This window comes from Microbacterium sp. LTA6, assembly GCF_045690355.1.
In the GTDB taxonomy this organism is placed as follows: Bacteria; Actinomycetota; Actinomycetes; order Actinomycetales; family Microbacteriaceae; genus Microbacterium.
On sequence record NZ_CP147855.1, the window covers coordinates 1,500,857 to 1,522,133 of the forward strand.

Here is a 21,277-nt window from a genome sequence, read left to right on the forward strand (position 1 = left end):
GGACTGCTCGGTTGGGCCCTCATTCATGACTACTGCCTCTACAGCTGATCTCGCCGCTTCTCGCACCGTCAATCTGACGGGTCTTGCGGCGATGGGCACGCCTGTGGCGCTGCTCGTCAGGCGGCCTCATCCGTCCCCTCGGTGACGATGACGATCTTGCCGGTGGCATGGCCGGCGATCGAGCGGACGTAGGCGTCGCGCACTCGCTCGAGCGGGTGCACGGAGTCGATCGGCAGGTCGAGGTCGCCGTCGGCCAGCATCTGCCCCACGATCGCGAGTTCAGCTGCTCCTGCCGCTGCGCCGCCGACTCCGCCGACGGGATGCCGATGTCTGGCGTCGTAGTCGGCGACCGTGTTGATCCGCTCCGGGCTCACGCCGAGTCCGAGCGCGATGTCGACCGTGCCGTGGCCGACCGTGTCGAGGACGGCCGTGAACCCCTCGGGTGCGGCCGCTCGCAAAGCTGCGGAGAGGTCCGCGCCGTAGGCGACGGGGGCGATCCCCAACGAGCGGAGCCTGTCGTGGTTGCCCGGACTCGCGGTGCCGATCACGCGCGCGCCACGGAGGACGCAGAGCTGAGCCGTGAGGATGCCGACGCCGCCGGCGGCTCCGCTGACGAGCACGGTGTCGCCCGCGCCGATGGACTGGGACTCCACGCTCGCGAAGGCGGTGCGCCCGACCACGTTCAACGCCCCGGCGATGATGAGCGACAGGCCGGTCGGAACGCGGACCAGCAACGAGGGGTCGATCACGAGGTGGTCGGCCTGCGCGTGGAAGCGCAGCCCGCCGAACACGCGTTCCCCCACGCTCCAGTCAGTGACATCTGCGCCGATCCCGGCGATGGTTCCCGCGAAGTCGTAGCCGTTGCCCGAGGGCAGGCTGCGCTCGTAGGGATCGTGCATGGGCTTGCCGCTGAAAAGCTTCCAGTCGACGGGGTTCACTCCGGCGGCGGCGACGCGCACGAGAACCTCGTTCGATGCCGGAACAGGTGTCGGGCGCCGCTCGATCTCCAGCACTTCGGGTCCGCCGAAGCGTCGGAAGACCACGCGTCGCGAGCTGTCGCTGAGGGGCATGGCTCCACCCTAGGATCCGCAGAGGTCATCGGGGCGGTTCGAACGTTTGCCGTGATGATAAATGTGGTAATTCTTATCGTCGACTTCCGGAACGCTGACCGCACTTCTTTCTTAGGCTCGACCTAGTTCCCGTTCCCGAAGTGAGGTTCGCCCACTGTGTCTCTGACGAATCCCGTGCAGCCCCTCGGCGTTGTCGTCGAGACCCGCGACGCCTACTTCGTGTCCGACAGCACGGGTATCACCGCGGAAACCCTCGGCAACGCGCTGCTCGCGAACTTCCCGGGCGTGCGGTTCCGTCGGCACACCGTGCCGTTCGTCGACACGGTCGAAGGCGCGCAGAACGTCGTCGGCAGCATCCGCTCGAGCGATTCGGCTGGCGGCGTCCCGATCGTCTTCACCACCGTGAAGTCGGCGAAGATCCTCACGGCACTGGGCGAGTCCGGCGCGGTGATGATCGATCTCCTCGGCGGGCACCTGCGTGAGCTCGAAACGAGCCTGGGCAGCGCGGCATCCGAGCAGTTGGGGCAGTACCACGGCGTGGGCGACATCGAACGCTACTTCGCCAGGATGCGCGCCGTCGAGTACGCGATCGAACACGACGACGGGCAGAGCATGCGCGCCCTCGACATCGCCGACGTGATCATCATCGCGCCGTCCCGCTGCGGCAAGACCCCGACGACCATGTACCTGGCCCTGCAGTACGGGCTGCTCGTCGCGAACTACCCGCTCACCGACGACGACTTCCCCGCCGATGCGCTGCCTCGTACCGTCGCGAAGTTCGCCGCCAAGTGCTTCGGCCTGACCACCACGCCGCTCCGGCTCAGTCAGGTACGTCACGAGCGACGCCCGGACAGCACCTACTCGAGCCTCGCCCAGTGCACGCTCGAGATCCGTCGCGCCGAAGATCTCTACCGCCGCAACCGCGTTCCGTTCCTCAACTCCTCGACGAAGTCGGTCGAGGAGATGTCCGCCGTGATCATGCAGTCCATGCGACTGCGCAGCTGACCAGCCCACGCAGCATCCACGTTTCATCCTCGACCCGCGCACAACGCACACCTCTCAGGAGCCCTCATGACCAACATCCTCTGGTTCACGCAGATCGGTATGGCCGACGTCGCCCAGGTCGGCGGCAAGAACGCCTCGCTGGGCGAGATGGTCTCCAACCTCTCGGGGGCGGGAGTGAGTGTGCCCGGCGGCTTTGCCACCACCGCAGACGCGTACCGCGAATTCCTCGCAGCGGACGGCCTGTACGACCGCATCCGCACAACCGTCGAAGCCCTCGATGTCGATGACGTCGCCGAGCTCGCTCGCGTGGGGGCGACCGTGCGCGAGTGGATCGAGAACCAGCCGCTCCCGTCCGCGTTCGAGACCGACATCCGCGAGGCGTACGCCACCCTGGTCGCCGCCGACCCGCAGCCGGAATCCGTCTCCTGGGCCGTCCGCTCCAGCGCGACAGCCGAGGATCTTCCCGACGCCTCGTTCGCCGGGCAGCAGGAGACGTTCCTGAACATCAGCGGAATCGACCACATCCTCGCCGCGATCCGCAGCGTCTTCGCCTCCCTCTACAACGACAGGGCGATCGCGTACCGGGTGCACCACGGGTTCGATCACCACGACGTCGCGCTGTCCGCCGGCATCCAGCGCATGGTGAGGTCGGATGTCGGTGCGTCCGGCGTCCTCTTCACGGTCGACACCGAGTCGGGTTTCGACCGGGCCGTGTTCATCACCAGCTCCTACGGTCTCGGTGAGGCCGTCGTGCAAGGCGCGGTGAACCCTGACGAGTTCTACGCCTACAAGCCGGCCCTGCGCGAGGGGCGCCCGGCGATCCTGAAGCGGTCGGTCGGCGAGAAGGCCGTGAAAATGGTCTACGCCGACGGCACCCACGCGGGCGCCAGCACGGTCTTCACCGATGTCGCGCCGGCCGAGCGTGCGCGCTTCAGCATCACGGATGCCGAGGTCGAAGAACTCGGGCGGCAGGCGTTGACCATCGAGGCGCACTACGGACGTCCGATGGACATCGAGTGGGGCAAGGACGGCGTCGACGGGAAGCTCTACATCCTGCAGGCACGCCCCGAGACGGTCGTCTCACGCACCGATGGCAACGTCACGCGCCGCTTCGTGCTCGAGGAGCCGGGTTCGGTGATCACCGTGGGGCGCGCGATCGGGCAGAAGATCGGCGCGGGTCCGGTACGGGTGATGACCTCGCTGGAGCAGATGGACGCGTTCCGGCCCGGCGACGTGCTCGTCGCCGACATGACCGACCCCGACTGGGAGCCGATCATGAAGCGCGCCTCGGCGATCGTCACGAACCGCGGCGGACGCACCTGCCACGCGGCGATCATCGCGCGCGAGCTCGGCATCCCTGCCGTCGTCGGCACCGGCGATGCCACCGCCGTACTGCGCGACGGACAGGATGTGACCGTCTCCTGCGCCGAGGGCGACAACGGCTTCGTCTACGAGGGCATCCTCGGGTTCGAAGAGGTCATCACCCGGCTCGACGAGATGCCGGAGAGCCCGACGAAGATCATGCTCAACGTCGGAACCCCCGACCAGGCGTTCGCGTTCTCGAAACTCCCGAACAAGGGCGTCGGCCTCGCGCGCCTGGAGTTCGTGATCAACCGCCAGATCGGCATCCACCCCCGTGCGCTGCTCGACCACGCGACCCTGCCCGCCGAGCTGCGTGCTGACATCTCCGAGCGGATCGCGGCGTACGACTCACCGCGCGAGTACTTCGTCAAGCGCGTCGCCGAAGGCGTCTCGATGATCGCCGCGGCCTTCGCGCCGGAGCCGGTGATCGTTCGGCTCAGCGACTTCAAGTCCAACGAGTACGCGAATCTCATCGGCGGCGACATCTACGAGCCGCACGAGGAGAACCCGATGCTCGGGTACCGCGGCGCGTCCAGGTACATCTCCGCCGACTTCCGCGAGTGCTTCGACATGGAGTGCGAGGCGCTGCGGTTCGTACGCGAGGAGATGGGTCTCACCAACGTCGAGATCATGGTGCCGTTCGTACGCACGGTCGGCGAGGCGCACGCGGTCACCGAGCTGCTCGGCGAGAACGGGCTGCGCCGCGGCGAGAACGGCCTGCGCGTCATCATGATGTGCGAGCTGCCGTCGAACGCCGTGCTGGCCGACGAGTTCCTCGAGTACTTCGATGGCTTCTCGATCGGCTCCAACGACATGACCCAGCTCACTCTGGGCCTGGACCGGGACTCCGGTCTGGTCGCCGCGACCTTCGACGAGCGCGATCCCGCTGTGCTGAAGATGCTGTCGATGGCGATCGAGGCCTGCCGCCGTGCGGGCAAGTATGTCGGAATCTGCGGTCAGGGCCCGAGCGACCACCCCGACCTCGCCGAGTGGCTGGTCGGCCGGGGCATCGAGTCGATGTCGCTGAACCCCGACACCGTCGTGGAGACCTGGCTGCGGCTCGCGAAGCTCGGGGTGCCTGCGGCCTGAGCTGGCGTTCACAGAGCACAAACGGCTCTATCCGAGGTGCGGATAGAGCCGTTTGCGCTCTGCGAACAGGAGCCGCGGCGTCAGCTGATCTTCTTGCGGTAGATCGCGATGGCGAAGGCGTAGGCGACCACGAGGATGCCGACGCACCAGGCGAGGGCGATCCAGAGCTCGTTGCCGACCGGCTGCTGGGCGAACAGCGCCCTGATCGAGTTCACGATCGAGGTCACCGGCTGGTTCTCGGCGAACCAGGCCACCGGTCCTGGCATCGTGTCGGTGGGCACGAACGCCGAACTGATGAACGGCAGGAAGATGAGCGGGTAGCTGAACGCGCTCGCGCCGTCGACCGTCTTCGCGGAGAGTCCGGCGATCACTGCGAGCCAGGTCAGGGCGAGGGTGAACAGGACCAGGATCCCGGTCACGCCGAGCCAGGCGCCGACGGATGCTCCGGTGCGGAACCCCATCAGCAGGGCAACGCCGATGACGATCGCAACCGACACCAGGTTCGATACGAGCGACGTGATCACGTGCGCCCAGAGGACGCTGGACCGGGCGATCGGCATCGACTGGAACCGCTCGAAGATGCCGCCCTGCATGTCGAGGAACAGCCGGTACGCGGTGTACGCGATGCCGGAGGCGATCGTGATCAACAGGATGCCGGGAAGCATGTAGTTGATGTACGACTCGTCGGATCCGGTGTTGATCGCGCCTCCGAGCACGTACACGAACAGGAGCATCAGGGCGATCGGGGTGACCGCCGTGGTGATGATCGTGTCGGGGCTGCGGAGGATGTGGCGCAGCGACCGGCCGGTGAGGACGCGGGTGTCGCTGAGGACGTGGGAGGCCATGTCATTTCCCTTCTACTGCTGCAGGCTCGCCGACGCCGGTCTCGCCGACGAGGGCCAGGAAGACATCCTCGAGGGAGGGCTGCTTCTCGACGTACTCGACCTTGGCGGACGGGAGGAGCTTCTTCAGCTCGGCGAGGGTTCCGTTCTGGATGATGGTGCCCTTGTGCAGGATCGCGATGCGGTCGGCGAGCTGTTCGGCCTCATCGAGGTACTGCGTGGTCAGCAGCACGGTGGTGCCGCCGTTCGCGAGCTCCTTGACGGTCTGCCACACCTCGATGCGCGCCTGCGGGTCGAGTCCGGTGGTGGGCTCGTCGAGGAAGATGATCGGCGGGTTGCCGATCAGGCTCATCGCGATGTCGAGGCGTCGGCGCATGCCGCCGGAGTAGGTGCCGGCCTTGCGGCTGCCGGCATCCGTCAGCGAGAAGCGGGCGAGCATGTCGTCGGCGATCGCACCCGGATTCTTCAGGTGCCGGAGCTTCGCGACCAGCACGAGGTTCTCCCGACCACTGAGCACCTCGTCGACGGCCGCGAACTGCCCTGTGAGGCTGATCGACTGACGAACGTCGTTCGGAGCCGCAGCGACATCGAAGCCGTGGACGACGGCGGTGCCGGCATCCGCCTTCAGCAGGGTGGAGAGGATGCGGACGAGCGTGGTCTTGCCGGCGCCGTTGGAGCCGAGGAGGGCGAAGATGCTGCCGCGCTTGACCTCGAAGTCGACGCCGCGCAGCACCTCCAGCTCCTTGAAGGCCTTCGTGATGCCCTGGACGCGGATGGCGGGCGTGGTGGTCATCGCTGCTCACCCCGCTTCGCGTCGCCGATGTCCTTGAGCAGACGGGCGCGCTCCTTATCGATCCAGTGCTTGCCTCCGTAGGACTGCGCGAAGGTCTCGGCGAATTCGACGGGGTCGTCGCCGACGATGTCGCCGACCGGAGTGCCGTCGACCGCGGCGCGCTCCCAGAGGTCCGCCAGATCGGTGAACATCTTCATGAGCGTCTCGCCGTCGGTGATGCCGCCGAAGTACATGAAGTACCGGTGCATCGCCTTGGCTGCCGTGGCGTACGGCTCGGGAAGGCCGTCGATGCGGGCCTTGTCCTGCTTGTACTGCTTCTTCTGTTCGAGTGAGCCGGTGAGGGCTTCGATCCATTTCGCGGCCATGATTACTCTCCTTCGTCCTGCGAGTTGTCGTGTGTGCGTGCGATGTGCTGGTGGAGCTGTTCGATCCGTTCCGAGAGGAAGCGCCATGTCTTCCAGAACTCGTCGAGCTGTTCTCGCCCCTGTGTGTTGAGCGAGTAGACCTTTCGTGGGGGGCCCTTCTCGGACGGGACCTTCTCCACATCGACGAGACCGCGCTGCTCGATCCGTACGAGCAGGGCGTAGATCGTGCCCTCGGCGATCTCGGCGAATCCTTCGTCGCGAAGCCGTGCTGTGATCTCGTACCCGTATGCCGGGTGTTCGGACAGCGTCGCGAGGACGATGCCCTCCAGAGTGCCTTTCAGCATCTCCGTCATCTGGTTGCCCATTCGGATCACCTCCTTCTACTTAGTGTTGCTGGCTACTGGTAGACGGTAACACTAAGTACCGGTAGTTAGCAACACTGAATAGCAAAAAACTTCTGGAGGTCCCGGGCGTGCGGAAGTCGCGCCGCTACGGTGAGAGCATGCCCGCCGAAACATCCATCTCCGTGCCCGCACTCCGCGAGGGTGAGTTCATCCGCTTCGTCAGCACGCCGCAGGAGCAGTCCGGCGCGGCCAGCCGACACCTGCGCATCCTCATCGCTTCGATCGTGATCCTGGTGCTCGCCGGACTCGCGTTCCCGTTCTTCCCTGGCCAGCGTCCGCTCCTGATCGTGGTCGCGGTTCTGGCCGTCGTGAGCGCACTGCTCTTCACGCTTCTCTTCGTCGGCGCCCGCAAGGCCGCTGGCCTGACCGGCGACGACCTCATCGACCTGATCGTGGTGCCTCAGGGATTCATCACACAGGGCGGGTTCGTGATCCCGTGGCAAGAAGTGAGCAAGCTCGAGGTCGTCACCTTCGTACCGAGGTCGGTGCGCGGAAGCGTTCCTGCTCAGGCGGGAGCTTTCCTCGCTTCGCGGCTCGCTCAGCACGAGGGCGCGGACATCGCGGTGCGGATCCACCTGCATGACTGCAAGGCCGCCATCGCCCGTGCGACCAAGATGCAGAAGCTCGCCCTCATCGATGACATCGGCGGTAAGGCGGGCTATGCCCAGTGCGCGCTGGGATTGAAGCCGGCGGCAGAGATCAGCCCGCTGCTGCCGATACTGGAACGCGAAGCCGCGTCACACCGAGTTCCCCTGGAGTTCACGACGGTCTGATCTGATGATCTGACCCCGGGCTCGGGGCGGATGGAGGCGGTCGTGGACGAAGAAGCACCGGTCGGGCACGTCGTGCACCTGGTTCGGGCATTCGACGAGAGCGGGGCGCCGGCTCGTGCGGGATTCGGTACGCGGTTGCGTCCGACCACGCGGATGGTGCTCTGGATACTCGTCGGTCTGGCCGCCATCGGGACGGTCTTCATAGTCGTCATGCTGTGGACGGATGGCCCGCCCTGGTGGTTCGGTGTGATCTTCACCCTGATGCCCGCATTCTTCGTCTTCGGGTGCGCGGTCGCGCTGGGGGAATCAGGGCGTCTCTCTCGTCGTGAAGGGCGGCTCGCCGAACGGTGGGCGCTGACGCGAGAGCGCGCGACCTCGACCGGAGGACGCGTCAGCGATCGTGAAGTGTCTCTCATGGAGCACGGCGGGGTGTCGGCCTTCACGTTGACTGTTGCCGGCGATGCCGGCTGGTCGATCCGCGCGCGCTGGCATCGCAGCAATCCGGACAATCGCGATGAGACCCTGCTGCAGACGCAAATCCCCGCGATCGGTTCCCGAGTGCGGATCTGGAGCGTCGGGATGCCGGACGACGACGCTCCCGTCATCGTGCAGGCGCTCGACGCGAGCGTGGTGGCGTGATCTTGGAAATGCGACTGTAACGAACCGGACCTGGTCACGAAACGACGGTGCGCCACTCTGAGACTCACCCGACGCCTCCGTGCGTCCTCGGAGAGAGGCTCGACCGTCATGGATCAAGGCAATACCGCGTTCATTCTCATAGCTGCCGCACTCGTGCTGTTGATGACGCCAGGACTGGCGTTCTTCTACGGCGGCCTCGTGAAAGCCAAGAGTGTCATCAGCATGATGATGCTCAGCTTCGGTGCGCTGGGGCTCATCGGAGTTCTATGGGTGCTGTACGGATACGCGATCGCGTTCCCCGGCGCCGAGGGCACCGTGGCGCCGTGGTCGATCGACGCGGCGGCAGTGGGGCTCAACAGCCTCCTCGAGACGCCGGAGGGCGCCGCCTACCCGCCGCTGGCGTTCGTCGCATTCCAGGCGACCTTCGCGATCATCACCGTCGCACTCATCTCGGGAGCGATCGCCGACCGCGCGAAGTTCGGCTCCTGGATGATCTTCGCCGCAATCTGGGCGACGATCGTGTACTTCCCGGTCGCGAGCTGGGTGTTCAACTTCGGTCTCGCAGACGACGGCAGCTTCGCGTACGGCGGCTGGATCACGCACGGACTCCAGGAGACCTTCGGGCTCGGCGCGATCGACTTCGCCGGTGGCACGGCCGTCCACATCAACGCCGGTGCCGCGGCTCTCGCTCTGGCGCTCGTGCTCGGCCGCCGCGTCGGCTTCCAAAAGGGCGCGCACGTGCCGCACAACCCGCCGTTCGTCCTGCTCGGTGCTGGTCTGCTCTGGTTCGGCTGGTTCGGCTTCAACGCCGGTTCCGAGCTCGCCGCCGACGGCACTGCGGCTCTGGCCTTCGTCAACACGATCGCCGCTCCCGCTGCGGCGCTCCTCGCCTGGCTCGTCGTCGAGAAGTTCAAAGACGGCAAGCCGACCTCGGTGGGTGCTGCGTCTGGAGCTGTCGCCGGACTCGTCGCGATCACACCCGCGTGCGCGTCGCTGCACCCGGTGTGGGCGATCCTCCTCGGCTTCATCGCCGGTGCCGCCTGCGCCCTCGCCGTCGAGCTGAAGTACAAGCTGGGCTTCGATGACTCGCTCGACGTCGTCGGCATCCACCTCATCGGCGGCCTCATCGGAACCCTGTACCTCGGCTTCTTCGCCAACGGCACCGGCCTGTTCATGGGCGGCGACGGAACCCAGCTGCTGGTCCAGGCGATCGCCGCATTCAGCGTGATGATCTACTCGTTCGTACTGGCCTTGGCCATCGGCTTCGCCATCCAGAAGACGATCGGATTCCGGGTGAAGAACGAAGACGAGGTCGCGGGAATCGACACCGTCGTGCACGGAGAAGAGGGCTACGTCCTCGACCCGATCCGCGCATAGCTCGCTCGCGGTGTCACTGTGCTGGACGCCGCCGCGCGTCCAGCACAGTGACACTCTGTATTTGACGAGGCAACGTGACACACGGATCCATTCGCGGCGGGAGTGACTTCGCGATGTCATCGGCGGGGGTTCAACGGTTCGCAGAGTCTCCACGGCACGCGCTCGCCGCCGGGGCAGGCGGTGTCCGCGACCTGTGGGTCGAGCGGGATGACGTTCGGGGCCTTCAATGGCAGTTGCAACTGGTCGAACTGCGAGGGCCGCACGGACTCATACAGTTGCCGGAGGACACGGACCAGCTCATCGTCGGAATCTCCGGCGCTCAGGTGAATGTTCAGGCCGACAACACAAGACCTGCTCCGCTCCGCCGCGACCAGGCTCTCCTCAGCCATGCCTCGTTCGTCGACTTCCATCGACCGGGCATCCGCGGCATCGGTCTCAGCCGGGTGCTGGTTCTCAGTTCCGCCGCCTCCTTGGCTGACGCAACGTTCGACGCCACCGCGGCCGACGGCGACTTCCGGGTGTCGCCGAGCACACTCGCTCTCGTCGTTCTGCGCGGCGGCGTCAAGGTCGGGTCGGTGGCTGCGGGCAGGGAGTCCGCGATCATCTTCGACTCGGCAGAGCCCCTGAGTGCAGTCGCCACGTCTGCGCAGGTGCTCAGGTTCGCGAGGCCCTCGTAGCGCCCCGACGGATCTTGGCTCCGGAATCGTGGCCGGCGCCCGTCATGGACCCGGGTTCAGACCAGCCCGATCTCGTACGCGAGAATGACGGCCTGGACGCGATCGCGGAGGTCGAGCTTCAGGAGGACACGGCCGACGTGAGTCTTCACGGTGGACTCGCTGACGAACAGAGCCTCACCGATCTCCGTGTTGTTGAGGCCCTTCGCCATGGCGAGGAACACATCTCGCTCCCGTTCGGTGAGGACGTTCAGGCGAGGATCGTCGTCTGCCTTGGCCTCACGGGGCAGCCGAGTCGCGAAGAGATCGAGCATCGCGCGGGTGACTCGGGGTGAGACGAGGGCGTCGCCCGCAGCGATCGCCCTGATCGCAGCGGTCAGCTGCGGGGGAGGAGTGTTCTTCAGCAGGAATCCGCTGGCACCAGCGCGCAGGCTGCCGAACGCGTACTCGTCGAGGTCGAACGTCGTGAGCACGAGGACCTTGCTCGACGGGGAGCTCCTGGCGATGCGCCGTGTCGCCTCGATGCCGTCCATCTCCGGCATCCGGATGTCCATCAGCACGACGTCGGGGGAGAGTTGCGCGGCCAGGTGCACAGCCTCGGCGCCGTTCGACGCCTCGCCGACCACACGCAGATCGTCTTCGGCATCCAGGACCATCTTCATGCCGCGACGGATCAGCTCGTGATCGTCGACGAGCAGCACGCGAATCGGCTCGGTGTTCATTCCTTCTCCTTCGCGGCGGGGATCTCGGCCTGCACGCGCCAACCGCCGCCGGCGCGCGGACCGGTCTCCACGAATCCCTCGTACAGCCGAACCCGCTCCTGGATTCCGATGAGTCCACGCCCCGAGCCGACGGACGGTTGCGCCGGTCCTGCTTTGCCGTCGTCGGTCACGGTGATCGTCGTTCCGGTGCTCTGATAGTCCAGCCGCACGAGGACGTCTGTCGGCTCGCGCGAATAGCGCAGCGCATTGGTGAGAGCCTCCTGCACGATCCGGTAGATGGCGTTCTGGAGTGCCGGCGACGACGGTGCGTTCCCCTGGGTCTCCACTCGGACCGGAAGCCGCGCGGCCCGGAACGTGCCGAACAGATCAGCGAGGTCGTCGACGCCGGGGTTCGGGCGCAGCAGCGTCGGGTCGCCGTCCGGGTGCTCATCGCCGAGTGCCCCGAGCAGCCGACGCATCTCGGCCAGTGACTGCCGCCCCACATCGCCGATCTCGCGTACCGCATCCTGCGATCGGATCGCATCCTTCTGCGCCAGCGCGACGGCGCCGTCGGCGAGCGACACCATCACCGAGAGGCTGTGCGCGACGACGTCGTGAACTTCTCGCGTGATCCGTGCGCGCTCGGCGAGTGTCGCAAGTCGGGCCTGCTGGTCGCGTTCCCTGGCGAGTTGATCGGCACGCTCGAGGAGCGCACTGATGTACCTCCGACGGTCACCCACCGTGACCCCTACGAGGGCGGCGATCAGCAGCACGATGAGCAGGAGCGACCCCGCCGGATCGAAGGTGACGGGCGGTGCAGATCCTGTCCGGATGACGTGGGAGGTCGCGGGAAGGAGAACGACCATCAGGGTGGCGGCGATCGCGAAGCCGATCCACCCGCTCCGGTTCGATCGGTAGACGAACAGCGCGTAGAGAGCAAAGGCGAGGCCGAACGGCTCGACCGCAGTATCGGAGAGGCTCGCGATCGCCGCGATCGCGATGAGGACGGAGAACGAGATCCACGGATGGCGGCGGCGGAAGAGCAGAGCCACCGCGGCCAGGACTACTCCTGCCACCGGCGCGATCACGACGACGATCGGCTCCCACACCCCGGATGACAGCGGCGTGACGAGCGCCCAGAATGCGGCGATGACCAGATATCCGCCAGCCAGCAGTGAGTCGACGAGCCAGGGGTGCGCACGCCAGAATCGACGGATCGGGCCGGTCGGGCGTGGAAGCTCTTCCGGTCGATCCGTCGTGCGGGAAGCACGGGGCGTAGCGCGCATGGGACGACTCTACGCACCCGGCCTCAGGCGCGAGCAGCTGCCAGCTCCGGCATCGCGGCCAGTCTGTGTGCGCTGCGCGTTTCGGCTCGCGCTTCGGGCGAGAGAGCGGTCGCGAGACCGAAGATGATCAGCCATCCCATGCCGATGGTCGTCGCGACGAGTTCGAGCATGCTCCCGATGTCGGTGCGGAACTGCAGGAGAGACAGGATGCCGCCCGCCGCGGCGACGAGAGCGGTGGCGATTCCGGCGCCGAGGGAGAGCCGGCGCAACGTCGTGTGGCCGCTGACGAAGGACGTCTGCAGCATCGCCCAGGCGGCGAAGGCGAAGGCCAGCACGGCGACGGTCGTGTGGATCAGATCCTGCCAGGTGAAGGTGGGGCCGACAGGCAGCGGGCAACCAGTGGTGCAGGGCGCCTGGGATGCGACGAGGAACAGGCTCGACGCGATCGCGACGGAGAGTGACGGGGTCCAGAGCCGGAGCAGAGTCGCGGTCGAACGCAAGCCCTTCGTCACCCACGAGACCATGAATCCGCCCGCGACGAGCAACAGCAGCGCGGCCTCGAACCACCCGGCGGTCGGCTCGCTGTGCGCGCCGAGCCCGCTCACGTAGATCGGGCGATCGACGCTCAGGCGTGCCACCCAGATGATTGCGAGGGCGACGCCGACGAAGGTGCTTCCGATGCCGGCAACGGCATTGCGGACAGGGGTGGAGACGGTCTCGAAGAAGGGCATATCAAGACGGTAGAAGTGGGGGTATCGCCCTCGCGTCGGACTCGGGTGCCCACCTCATTCCGCCGTCGTACTGGAGTACGACGGCGGAATGGGCGGTTGGCTTCAGCGAAGGTCGCGCCGCAGGGGAGCGGCGATGGCAACGACGATGGCGACGGCGGCGTAGGCCAGGAGCACGATGCCCCCGCCCAGAGGCGTGAGGCCTGCGGGCGGCGCCGCGGCCGGGAGCTCCGCCGAGAGGGCGTCGCGGAGGAACGTGAAATCGGTGAGCGCGGCCGTCGCGCCGCCTGGGAGGAAGGGGTAGACCGTGTTCACTCCTGGGATGAGCATCAGCACGTACTCGAGCACGTAGAAGTATCCCAGAGTCACGCCGATCGCGATCAGCTGGTGGCGGGCGAGGGCACCGATCGCGACGCCGATGATCATGTAGATCGCCGCCGCGAGAGCGAGTCGGACGAGGAGCGGGACGAGCTCGCTCCATGGCATTCCGAGCGTCTCGCCGTGGAGTGCGGCGCCACCGGCGACTGCCGCCGCCGCGGAAGCGGATGCGATCATGCCGTAGGCCAGACCGAACAGCGCGTAGACCACCAGCTTGGCGAGCACGACACCGACGCGGCGAGGCGCGAGGAGGAAGGTCGTGCCGACGGTGCGATGCCGATACTCCGAGGTGATCGCGACCGTGCCGATCAGGGCAGGAACGAACAGGAGGACGGAGGTGAGGCTGAGCAGCATCTCGACGCCCGCGCCCGTGTCGAGTCCTGGTAGCGGAGGGTTGGCGTTCTCGGGTCCGATGACGGCGATGAGTCCGGGCAGGAGCCCACCGCACAGGGCGGCGGTGAGCAGAGACCACCAGACGAGACGTGTGGCGAACAGCCGGCGGAACTCTCCGCGGACGAAGGGGATCATGACGTGTGCTCCAGCGTGGGGGCGACGGGTTCGAGGTTCTGAGTGGCGCGCAGGAAGGCTTCTTCGAGAGTTCCGCCCTCTGCGATGAATTCGGGGAGGGATCCCGCCCACGTGATGCGGCCGCGGTCGATGAGCGCGAGGTCGTCGATGCACTGCTCCAGCTCGGACAGCACATGACTCGAGAGCACGACGGTGCCTCCACGGGTGGCGAAATCACGGAGGAAGGATCGCAGCCAGGCGATTCCCGCGGGGTCGAGGCCGTTCGACGGTTCATCGAGGACCAGCACCTTCGGATCGCCGATCAGGGCGTTCGCGATTGCGAGTCGTTGCCGCATGCCCGTCGAGAAACCGCGAATACGACGATCGAGGAACTCGGTGATGCCTGCTGTCTCCGCCACCTCTTCGATGCGACGATCGCGGACGCCGGCGAGGGCTGCGCTCACGCTGAGATGTGCTCTGGCCGTCATCGCGGGGTGCGCTCCCGCGATGTCGAGGACGGCGCCGACCGTCCGCGCCGGTGCGGGCAGATCGCGGTAGCGGACCCCGCCGATGAGGGCGGCTCCGCCATCCGGGCGGGTGAGTCCGAGCAGGATGCGCAGGGTTGTCGATTTGCCGGCGCCGTTCGGGCCGAGGAATCCGGTGACCCGACCCGGCTCGGCTGTGAACGTGATGTCGTCCACTGCGGTGACCCCGGCGAACGCCTTCGAGATCCCGCGGACTTCGATCCGCACGGCTTTCGCCTCGACGGGGATAGTGGCCATGTTGCCTCCTCGGTTAGTCTTCAGACATGAGAACAATGCGAATGTTCTCATCATGAGAATAATGAAACGAGAGCCGATGCGCAAGACGACACCGATCGCCGACGTGATCATGCACCCCCTGCGGATGCGGATCATCCAGCACATCGGGACGCACGAAGTCACGACGACCGCGCTGCGCGAGGCACTCCCCGACGTCGCGACGGCAACCCTTTACCGTCATGTGGCCGCGCTGGTCGATGCCGGCATCGTCGCGGTGGTCGGCGAAAGGAAGATCCGCGGCGCGGTCGAGCGGACACTCGCGCTCGGAGAGCGGATGGCGCATGTGGACCGCGACGAACTGCAGGCGATGGGTGCTGAGCAGTTGCGCCACGCTTTCCTCACCTACTTGGGGCAGGTGGCTGAGCGCTTCTACGCTTCGCTGGCATCAGGCGAGGCGCAGGCGCGAGATTATCTCGGCTTCGGGATGACTCAGCTCCACGTCACCACGGACGACCTCGCCGAGTTGCAGATGCGCCTCGGGGAACTGCTCGCGCCCTACGCCGATGCCGACAGGAAGGGTGCTCGAGCCGTGACGCTCGCCACGATCCTGTTGCCCTGAATGGAGCTGACACGCGTCGTCAATCGACAAGCGCGCCGGCGGAGAGGTTGATCACGGTTCCGGTCACCGAACTCGCTCGATCCGACGCTAGGAAGACCGCCATCTCCGCGACCTCCGCGAGAGTGGGGAGACGCTTCAGGAGGGTTCCCTGCGCGAGCGCGTCCGCGAGGAATCCCTGGACTGACGTCCCGCTCGCCTCGGCGAACTGGTGGAAGAGCTCACGAGTGTAGGAGCCCGCGGCCGGAGCATCGACGATCGCGTGCGGACGGATGTCCACGACCCGGATGTTGCTCGGCGCCAGCTCAGCTGCGAGCAGCCGCGAGAACGCCTCCTTGCCTGCTGCGCTGACGCCGTGCCCGAGGATTCCGGGCGCCGCGAGCTTGGCGCCCGGCTCGGAAAGCGTGAGGATGACGCCTGGGCGTTCACGACCCATGAACGGCGCGACAGCCTTGCTGGTGATGAACAGCGCCCGCAGGAAGCCGTCGATCGGCTCCATGAACGCTTCCACCGAGAGATCTGCCAAGACCGTGCCCTGATCGTGCGGGATGCTCACCGCATTCATGGCGATGTCGATGCCCCCTGCGGTCGATGCGACCTGCTCGGCATGCCGCTCGACCGCGCGCTGATCGTGCACGTCCAACTGCGCGGTCACAACCGTTCCGCCTTCGGCTGCGATGGCGCTCGCGAGGGCGTCGAGACGCGCCGGCGTCCGTCCGGCGATGAACACCCTCGCACCCTCTCGGGCGAACACCCGTGCGGTGGCGCCGCCGATGGCACCACCTCCGTAGATCACGGCGGTCCTGTCGGTGAGCAGTCGATCATTCATGTGCGTTCCTTCCTGCAGTGGTGTTCGAGTTCGTGGGCCGGTCGATCGTCACGTCGTACGATCCGTCTCGGCCACCTGCTGCTCGCGCGGTCAGCGCGAGCCCGATGAGGATGATTGCGAGCGCAACGACCTCCGTCGGCCGGGACTCGACGACCCTGGCCACACCCATGAGTGAGGCGCCGGCCACGAGCATCCATCCCGGCACCCGCTGCAGGCGCGGGCGAAGGACCAGGAGGATGCCGAAGACCGCGAGTCCTGTGAACAGCAGCGCGGGGCCGACGGTGTAGAAGATCAGATCCAGCGGCGCAGCACTCTGGATCCGATCGAACAGGCGATCGACAGCCTCGGCATCACCGTCACCGAGGCGGATGACGACGAAGTCGATGACGAACTGGCCGGCCAGCGCCAACGCGCCCGCCGCGGTCAGTGCGAGTGCTGTCCGGCCGGGCCAGGCCGAACGCCTGTCGGCACACAGACCGATCAGCGCGAGGCCGGTCAACAGCATCGCGAGACTGCCGGCGAGGAAGACCAGGTGGGACAGCGTCCAGAACCCCGGGAGGATCATGAGCACCACGCCGACGAGGAGCAGGGCGGGCCCGGTGACCAGGGCAGCCGCCCGTGTCGCACGGGACGGTTCCTGGCGAGGCGATGATGACGTTGTGGACAGGTGATTCGATGACATGACGACTCCTCCGCTGGATGGGACACCGCCCACAGTGCTCGTTCCGAGGGGAGAGCGGATCGCCGGTGCGACCGATCTCCTCCCTCCCTCGCACGAGTGAGGACGGCAGGTCGCCACGGGAGTAGCGTCGGTCGCAGGCGCGATCCGAGGAGGAGTCGATGTCCGACGGTTCAGCGATACGACGTGCGTTGCACGGGTGGTCTGCGCGCCTGCGTACGCTTCCCCCCGCCGGTGTCGACGCGGCGCTCACGGTGCTGGCTCTGGCCGGGCAGGTCACGCCGTTCCTGGCCACTACCCGCAGCGACGGCCGCCCGTGGACCGCCGCTGAGTTCCTCCCGGTCCTGCTCGTCTCGCTTCCTGTCCTCGGTCGACGCTACGCACCGATCGTGTGTCTGCTGATCTCCGCGGCGGGGATCGGCGTCTACGCCGTCGTCGGAAGCGAGGGGCCGGAGCAGCCGATCTGGTACGGCGCGCTCACGCTGATGTATGCGGTGGCGGATCGGGCGCCGCAGCGCCAGCGACGGATCACCCTCATCCTGGCGGCGGTCGGCATCACGGTCATCGGCGGCGTGTTCGGATCGCTGGCGGTCGGGATCCGGGAGGCGATCCTGTGGGGAGCCGCCTACGCGCTGGGCCGAAGCGCGGAGCTGCACCGGGAGAACACGACGATGCTCGAGGAACGGGCGGCGCGGGTGGCGCGCGAGCGTGCGGTGGAGACGGAGCGCGCGGCCGAGCGGGAGCGCGCCAGGATCGCCAGGGATATGCACGACATCCTCGCCCACGCAGTCAGCCTGATGGTCGTGCAGGCGGAAGCCGGCGCGGCGGCCGGGGCCGCTGTCGCCGGGCGCACCGAAGCCATCTTCGACGCGATCGCAGAGGCAGGCCGCGACGCGATGACGCAGTTGCGAAGAACACTGGGACTGCTCGCCGAGCCGGACCTCGCCCGCGCGCCGCAACCGACCCTCGCCCGGCTCCCCGACCTCGTCGCCGGCGTCGGCCTGCACGGGACCCTCCAGTCGAGCGGCACCCCACGTGCCCTGCCGCCCGACGTCGAGGTGGCGGTGTACCGAATCGTCCAGGAGGCGCTCACCAACGTGATCAAGCACGCCGACGCCGAGAGCGTCGTGGTCGGGCTGCGATGGGAGGATGCCGAGCTCAGGATCTCGGTCGTCGATGATGGCGCCCATGCCGCCGTGCCTGGAGAGGACATCGGCAGCGGGGCTGGACTGATCGGCATCCGGGAACGAGCGGCGGCGTGCGGCGGATCGGCGCGGTTCGGTCCGCGAGTGGGTGCGAACGGGTTCGAGGTCGTAGCCAGGATTCCCACCCCATGAGCATCCGGGTGGTCGTAGCCGATGATCAGGAGCTGGTCAGGACGGGCTTCGTCATGATCCTCGACGCCCAGCCGGACATCGACGTCGTCGGAGAAGCGAGCGACGGGTTGCAGGCGATCGCGGCCGCCCACGTGCACCGGCCCGATGTGATGCTGATGGACATCCGGATGCCGCAGCTCGACGGCATCGCGGCGACGAAGGCCATCTGCGCCGCCACGCCGACCCGGGTCATCATGCTGACCACCTTCGACCAGGACGACTACGTCTTCGACGCCCTCCGCTCCGGAGCCAGCGGCTACCTGCTCAAGGATCTGCGCCGCGACGACCTCGTGCATGCCGTACGAGTGGTCGCCGCCGGTGACGCGCTGATCGCGCCCTCGGTGACCAGGCGCCTCATCGAAGCGGTGGTGCAGGGGCGGCCTCTTCCCGATATCCCCGTGCGGTACCGAGACGTGCTGACCGCGCGAGAGCTGGAGATCCTCGTCCTGCTCGGCCGCGCCCTCTCGAACGCGGAGATGGCCGCAGAGCTCGTGGTGAGCGAGCACACGGTCAAGACGCACGTGAGCAACGTGCTGACCAAGCTCCATCTGCGCGATCGGGCCCAGGCGGCCATCAGCGCGTACGAGATGGGACTGATCGTTCCCGGCTCCGCCGGTGATGCGCCGTCGGCCGGGGCCTTCGACCGGCCCAGCTGACGGTCGCTGCGACAGGAAACATCTCGTGGAGGGACTGACGGGAATCGAACCCGCGCTATCTGCTTGGGAAGCAGAAGTTCTGCCATTGAACTACAGTCCCGGACCCGGTCCCGAGGGATCAGGTGAAGGCAAGCCTACCTGCCGCGTCGCGGATGGCAAAAGCGCCGGGCGCCATCTGCCCGTAGGCTGGGGCCGTGCTTCTCAGCGACCGCGACATCAGGGCAGAACTCGCATCAGGCCGCATCGGCCTGGACCCGCACGAGCCGGAGATGATCCAGCCGTCGAGCATCGACGTGCGCCTGGACCGCTACTTCCGCCTGTTCGACAACCACAAGTACCCGTTCATCGATCCTTCCGAGGATCAGCCCGAACTCACGCGGCTGATCGAGGTCGATCCGGACGAGCCGTTCATCCTGCACCCGGGGGAGTTCGCGCTCGGCGCGACATTCGAGCAGGTGACGCTGTCGGATGACATCGCCGCGCGCCTCGAGGGCAAGTCGTCACTCGGCCGTCTCGGCCTCATCACGCACTCCACGGCCGGATTCATCGACCCGGGCTTCACGGGGCATGTCACGCTCGAACTGGCGAACGTCGCGACGCTGCCGATCAAGCTGTGGCCAGGGATGAAGATCGGTCAGCTCTGCTTCTTCCGCCTCACGTCGCCGTCTGAGAACCCCTACGGTTCCGGCCCCTACGGCAACCGCTACCAGGGGCAGCGCGGGCCGACGGCATCCCGCTCCTTCCAGAATTTCCACCGCACCGACGTCGGCACCACCGATGTCGGCTCCCTCGGAGGCTGACATGAGCGGCGACAGTACGGATGCTCCGCAGGACTCGAATCCGGATGCTGCCGCCGCACCTCCGATGCCGGTGGGCGAGCCGGCTCTGACGGCCGCGAACCCGCCCGTGGTCGAGCCGGACCTCGCCGACCCGAATTCGGTCGTGCCCGACTTCGAGGTGCCGGCTCCGCCGACGTTCGGCAGCGCAACGTCTGCTCCGGGCGCGGAGACGGTCGTCCCGGATCCGATCATCCCGGAGCCGGTGCTCCCCGCATCGGCTCTGCCGGAGCGAGTCGTACCACCCGCACCCGCGGCACCGCCGGCCCCGCCCGCTCCTGCGCCGGTGACCCACGAGGCCATCGCGGACTCCCCGACTGAAGCCGTCTCGAGCGGCTACACCGACGCGAATCCGTACCTCGTGCCGGGGACGGCGGCTCCCAACAGCTACCGCGGCTGGACGATCGGCATCTTCACGGGGCTCGTCGTGCTGCTCATCGGCGCGGTCATCGCGCTCGTCTATCTCTTCAACAACGCTCCCTGGGAGTTCGCGGCCCAGGAGCCCTCGGCGATCGAATCGTCGACGGCGGAGCCGAGCGCTGCACGCCCCGTCGAGACCACGGCCGCCGAACCCGTACCCGTCGCACAGCCGGTTTCAGAGCAGTGCGGCGAGCTCTGCGTCGAGGTCTCGTCCGTGGTCGGTGAGAGCGTGACCGGTGCTGATGGTGCGGTCACCTGGCAGCTCTCCGACGCATGGGAGACCGCCGACGTCGCCGTGGTCCCGGCCTCGGAGACAGCTGGAGCGAAGTACGAGTCGTCGGTCGGCACGATCAGCTTCACCGTCTGGGGTTTCGACAACGATGCGGGAGCCGATGCGGCGTACGCGACGCTCGCCGGCGAGCGCGGCGAAGCCGACGTCACTGACGAGGTCTTCGAGGGCAAGGGAATCCGGAACGACTATCTCGGGGCCGGATCACTGAGCATCCTGTGGTCCGTCACCGGTGACGAGTCACAGCCCTGGGTGCTGTTCGTCGAAGGTCCCGACGATGAGGCCGTCCGACAGTTCTACTATTCGCTGCCGATCTGAGCGGGGCTCGAGGCATGTGGAGCCTGCGGCCGAGTGCAGCTGCGGATGCCGGGTGGATCGCTGAGCTCCGTGCTGTCGTCCTCCTGGATGACCTGCAGAGGCTGGGGCGCTACGACGCGGCCCGAGTCCGGCAGCGGTTCATCGACGCTTTCGTTCCTGCGCGGACGCGCGTGATCGTCGTGGACGGCACGGACGCCGGCTCGATCTCGATGCGCCCCGACGGCGACAGCGTCTGGCTGGAGCACTTCTACCTCCGACCCGAACTGCAGGGGCGCGGGATCGGGGCTGCGATTCTCGCGGCCGTGCTGGCGGAGAACGCCGGGCAGTGCGTTCGCCTCAATGTTCTCGCCGGGAGCCCGGCGCGTCGGCTCTACGAACGGCACGGCTTCGTCGTCGACGCGGAAGACCCCATCGATGTCTTCATGAGCGCGGTCGTACCGGTATCCGTCGGTGGAAACACCAGGGGGACGGATGCCGCAGCATCCGTCCCCCTGGATTCATGAG

Annotated in this window: 24 protein-coding genes and 1 tRNA gene; 12 read left to right on the top strand and 13 right to left on the bottom strand. The window is 67.2% G+C overall.

The annotated features are described in order from the left end of the window. Positions 1–116: 116 nt before the first annotated feature. On the bottom strand, positions 117–1,070 hold the full coding sequence (locus tag LTA6_RS07125; protein ID WP_341976913.1) for an NADP-dependent oxidoreductase: 954 nt from the start codon (positions 1,068–1,070) through the stop codon (positions 117–119). 156 nt (positions 1,071–1,226) lie between these two features. Between LTA6_RS07125 and LTA6_RS07130 the strand changes: the two genes are divergently transcribed. Both LTA6_RS07130 and ppsA read left to right on the top strand, forming a co-directional pair. Continuing rightward, complete coding sequence (locus LTA6_RS07130) at positions 1,227–2,075, top strand: pyruvate, water dikinase regulatory protein (protein WP_341976914.1); 849 nt, start codon at positions 1,227–1,229, stop codon at positions 2,073–2,075. A 66-nt stretch (positions 2,076–2,141) separates the two neighbouring features. Beyond that, the gene (ppsA, locus tag LTA6_RS07135) at positions 2,142–4,526 is read left to right on the top strand and encodes a phosphoenolpyruvate synthase (protein WP_341976916.1); all 2,385 of its coding nucleotides are present in this window, start codon (positions 2,142–2,144) and stop codon (positions 4,524–4,526) included. 80 nt (positions 4,527–4,606) lie between these two features. Here the strand turns inward: ppsA and LTA6_RS07140 are convergent, their stop codons facing one another. Genes LTA6_RS07140 through LTA6_RS07155 form a run of 4 tightly spaced genes read right to left on the bottom strand, consistent with a single transcriptional unit; the run spans position 4,607 to position 6,891 of the window. Then, positions 4,607–5,371 carry an ABC transporter permease gene (locus LTA6_RS07140; protein WP_341976918.1) on the bottom strand — a complete coding sequence of 255 codons (765 nt, stop codon included), beginning with the start codon at positions 5,369–5,371 and terminating at the stop codon, positions 4,607–4,609. Position 5,372: 1 nt separating this feature from the next. Then, positions 5,373–6,161, bottom strand: coding sequence for an ATP-binding cassette domain-containing protein (locus LTA6_RS07145; RefSeq protein ID WP_341976920.1), 789 nt, complete (start codon positions 6,159–6,161; stop codon positions 5,373–5,375). After that, a complete protein-coding gene (locus LTA6_RS07150) occupies positions 6,158–6,526 on the bottom strand; it encodes a DUF1048 domain-containing protein (RefSeq protein ID WP_341976922.1) in 369 nt (122 codons plus the stop codon). Before LTA6_RS07150 ends, LTA6_RS07145 begins: the two co-directional genes overlap by 4 nt. Before the next feature lie 2 nt (positions 6,527–6,528). Continuing rightward, a complete protein-coding gene (locus tag LTA6_RS07155; protein ID WP_341976924.1) occupies positions 6,529–6,891 on the bottom strand; it encodes a PadR family transcriptional regulator in 363 nt (120 codons plus the stop codon). A 137-nt stretch (positions 6,892–7,028) separates the two neighbouring features. Between LTA6_RS07155 and LTA6_RS07160 the strand changes: the two genes are divergently transcribed. From LTA6_RS07160 to LTA6_RS07175, 4 genes are all read left to right on the top strand, one after another. Then, positions 7,029–7,703 (top strand): hypothetical protein, encoded by a 675-nt coding sequence (locus tag LTA6_RS07160; RefSeq protein WP_341976926.1) that lies wholly within the window; start codon positions 7,029–7,031, stop codon positions 7,701–7,703. A 42-nt stretch (positions 7,704–7,745) separates the two neighbouring features. Continuing rightward, positions 7,746–8,342, top strand: a complete 597-nt coding sequence (locus LTA6_RS07165; protein WP_341976928.1) for a hypothetical protein — start codon at positions 7,746–7,748, stop codon at positions 8,340–8,342. 108 nt (positions 8,343–8,450) lie between these two features. Beyond that, entirely contained in the window at positions 8,451–9,719 is a 1,269-nt protein-coding gene (locus LTA6_RS07170; RefSeq protein WP_341976930.1) for an ammonium transporter, read from the top strand. A 74-nt stretch (positions 9,720–9,793) separates the two neighbouring features. Then, the gene (locus tag LTA6_RS07175) at positions 9,794–10,396 is read left to right on the top strand and encodes a hypothetical protein (RefSeq protein WP_341976933.1); all 603 of its coding nucleotides are present in this window, start codon (positions 9,794–9,796) and stop codon (positions 10,394–10,396) included. Positions 10,397–10,452: 56 nt separating this feature from the next. On the opposite strand, the gene LTA6_RS07180 is transcribed toward LTA6_RS07175, so the two are convergent. The 5 genes from LTA6_RS07180 to LTA6_RS07200 all read right to left on the bottom strand — a co-directional run bounded on the left by LTA6_RS07180 (position 10,453) and on the right by LTA6_RS07200 (position 14,775). Beyond that, positions 10,453–11,115 (bottom strand): response regulator transcription factor, encoded by a 663-nt coding sequence (locus LTA6_RS07180; protein ID WP_341976935.1) that lies wholly within the window; start codon positions 11,113–11,115, stop codon positions 10,453–10,455. Beyond that, positions 11,112–12,380, bottom strand: coding sequence for a histidine kinase (locus LTA6_RS07185; RefSeq protein WP_341976936.1), 1,269 nt, complete (start codon positions 12,378–12,380; stop codon positions 11,112–11,114). Before LTA6_RS07185 ends, LTA6_RS07180 begins: the two co-directional genes overlap by 4 nt. 23 nt (positions 12,381–12,403) lie before the next feature. Then, entirely contained in the window at positions 12,404–13,111 is a 708-nt protein-coding gene (locus LTA6_RS07190) for a hypothetical protein (protein WP_341976938.1), read from the bottom strand. Positions 13,112–13,213: 102 nt separating this feature from the next. Beyond that, on the bottom strand, positions 13,214–14,014 hold the full coding sequence (locus LTA6_RS07195) for an ABC transporter permease (protein ID WP_341976940.1): 801 nt from the start codon (positions 14,012–14,014) through the stop codon (positions 13,214–13,216). Next, positions 14,011–14,775, bottom strand: coding sequence for an ABC transporter ATP-binding protein (locus LTA6_RS07200; protein WP_407359052.1), 765 nt, complete (start codon positions 14,773–14,775; stop codon positions 14,011–14,013). Before LTA6_RS07200 ends, LTA6_RS07195 begins: the two co-directional genes overlap by 4 nt. 76 nt (positions 14,776–14,851) lie before the next feature. On the opposite strand from LTA6_RS07200, the gene LTA6_RS07205 reads away from it, so the two are divergent. Next, the gene (locus LTA6_RS07205) at positions 14,852–15,373 is read left to right on the top strand and encodes a helix-turn-helix domain-containing protein (protein WP_407359053.1); all 522 of its coding nucleotides are present in this window, start codon (positions 14,852–14,854) and stop codon (positions 15,371–15,373) included. Between the two features lie 19 nt (positions 15,374–15,392). Here the strand turns inward: LTA6_RS07205 and LTA6_RS07210 are convergent, their stop codons facing one another. Together LTA6_RS07210 and LTA6_RS07215 are read right to left on the bottom strand one after the other, a co-directional pair. Then, a complete protein-coding gene (locus LTA6_RS07210; RefSeq protein WP_407359054.1) occupies positions 15,393–16,199 on the bottom strand; it encodes an SDR family NAD(P)-dependent oxidoreductase in 807 nt (268 codons plus the stop codon). Further along, a complete protein-coding gene (locus tag LTA6_RS07215; RefSeq protein ID WP_363549636.1) occupies positions 16,192–16,881 on the bottom strand; it encodes a hypothetical protein in 690 nt (229 codons plus the stop codon). The genes LTA6_RS07210 and LTA6_RS07215 overlap by 8 nt, the downstream gene beginning before the upstream one ends. A 158-nt stretch (positions 16,882–17,039) precedes the next feature. On the opposite strand from LTA6_RS07215, the gene LTA6_RS07220 reads away from it, so the two are divergent. Beyond that, positions 17,040–18,215: a histidine kinase gene (locus tag LTA6_RS07220; RefSeq protein ID WP_363549634.1), complete on the top strand. Its 1,176-nt coding sequence runs from the start codon at positions 17,040–17,042 to the stop codon at positions 18,213–18,215. Further along, on the top strand, positions 18,212–18,910 hold the full coding sequence (locus tag LTA6_RS07225; RefSeq protein ID WP_407359055.1) for a response regulator: 699 nt from the start codon (positions 18,212–18,214) through the stop codon (positions 18,908–18,910). Before LTA6_RS07220 ends, LTA6_RS07225 begins: the two co-directional genes overlap by 4 nt. Positions 18,911–18,936: 26 nt before the next feature. Here LTA6_RS07225 and LTA6_RS07230 read toward each other — a convergent pair. After that, positions 18,937–19,010 (bottom strand) — tRNA-Gly (locus LTA6_RS07230). 94 nt (positions 19,011–19,104) lie between these two features. On the opposite strand from LTA6_RS07230, the gene dcd reads away from it, so the two are divergent. From dcd to LTA6_RS07245, 3 genes are read left to right on the top strand one after another with little or no spacing between them, the layout of a single operon-like run. After that, positions 19,105–19,710: a dCTP deaminase gene (gene dcd, locus LTA6_RS07235; RefSeq protein WP_341976954.1), complete on the top strand. Its 606-nt coding sequence runs from the start codon at positions 19,105–19,107 to the stop codon at positions 19,708–19,710. 1 nt (position 19,711) lies between these two features. Continuing rightward, on the top strand, positions 19,712–20,773 hold the full coding sequence (locus LTA6_RS07240; protein ID WP_407359056.1) for a hypothetical protein: 1,062 nt from the start codon (positions 19,712–19,714) through the stop codon (positions 20,771–20,773). A gap of 14 nt (positions 20,774–20,787) precedes the next feature. After that, on the top strand, positions 20,788–21,276 hold the full coding sequence (locus LTA6_RS07245) for a GNAT family N-acetyltransferase (protein ID WP_341976957.1): 489 nt from the start codon (positions 20,788–20,790) through the stop codon (positions 21,274–21,276). Position 21,277 lies beyond the last annotated feature (1 nt).